This is a genomic window from Georgenia sp. EYE_87 (genome assembly GCF_023148685.1).
Classification (GTDB): Bacteria; Actinomycetota; Actinomycetes; order Actinomycetales; family Actinomycetaceae; genus Georgenia.
Window position 1 is genome coordinate 1 of the sequence record NZ_JAHXNL010000035.1, and the last position, 1,308, is coordinate 1,308.

General features: G+C 69.8%; 1 protein-coding gene. It reads left to right on the plus strand.

What is annotated here, in order from left to right; translation table 11 throughout:
- Positions 1-216: 216 nt before the first annotated feature.
- Positions 217-1,296 carry an IS110 family transposase gene (locus tag KZX45_RS19760; RefSeq protein ID WP_248259470.1) on the plus strand — a complete coding sequence of 360 codons (1,080 nt, stop codon included), beginning with the start codon at positions 217-219 and terminating at the stop codon, positions 1,294-1,296.
- The last annotated feature ends 12 nt before the right edge of the window (positions 1,297-1,308 follow it).

Here is a 1,308-nt window from a genome sequence, read left to right on the forward strand (position 1 = left end):
TCAGTGTCAGGGTGAGTGCTGCCGCTGTTGCGGTGGTTGGATCCTGAGCACCCGGTGTCTGGCTCATAGCGTCGGTGCCGACCTTCGGGTCTGGCGTGCATGCGTTTTGCCGGCACCGGGTGTGAAGGAACCGGCCGGCGTGACTTGATAGGAGCGTGGCGTCGCCCCCACTGAGATGTGTCCGCCGGCCGGTCCAACCGTCCCGTCACTGATCAGGTGAAGGAGGCAACCACCATGGTTGTTGTTGGCGCCGACGTGCACAAGCGCTCCCACACGTTCGTCGCGGTCGACCAGGCCGGCCGCAAGCTCGCAGAGATCACGGTCAAGGCTGTGGCGGCCGGGCACGACAAGGCGGTCCGGTGGGCCCAGGACCGCTTCGGCACGGAGGTGGTGTGGGCGATCGAGGACTGCCGCCACCTCTCGGCCCGCCTGGAGATCGACCTGCTCGACGCCGGCCAGCAGGTGGTGCGGGTGCCGCCGAAGATGATGGCCGAGCAGCGCCGCACCGCCCGCACGAGGGGCAAGTCCGACCCGATCGACGCCCTGGCGGTGGCCCGCGCCGCCCTGCGCGAGCCGGATCTGCCGGTGGCCACCCACGACGAGGCGTCCCGGGAGCTGAAGCTGCTGACCGACCACCGTGAGGACCTGGTGCGCCAGCGCACCAGCATCGTCAACCGGTTCCGGTGGCACCTGCACCGCATCGACCCCACGGTCGACCCGGCCCCGAAGTCGCTGAACATCGCCCGGACCCGGGCCCGGCTGCGTGACCTGCTCGCCGGCCTCGGCGGGATCGACGCAAGGCTGGCCCGTGAGCTGCTCGAGGACATCGACGTCCTCACCGGACGGGTCAACGCCCTGGAGAAGGAGATCACCGCCCTGGTGAAGGACCAGGCCCCGGAGCTGCTCGAGCTGCCCGGCTGCGCGGCGCTGACCGCGGCGAAGATCGTCGGCGAGACCGCCGGGATCGGCCGGTTCGCCCACGAGGCCAAGTACGCCATGCACGCCGGCGTCGCCCCGATCCCGGTCTGGTCCGGCAGCACCCGCGGCCGGGTACGGATGAACAGGTCCGGCAACCGCCAGCTCAACGCCGCCCTGCACCGCATCGCCATCACCCAGATCAGGCTCGGCGGCCTCGGCCGTGCCTACTACGACAAACGCCTCGCCGCCGGCGACACCAAGACCGAGGCCCTGCGCTGCCTCAAGAGGCGACTCGCCCGAGTCGTCTACAACACCCTGAAAAACAAGCACAACAACCAGTCGACCGCCGCCGCAACCGCCTACGCGGCAGCGGCTTGACATAGGAGAAAC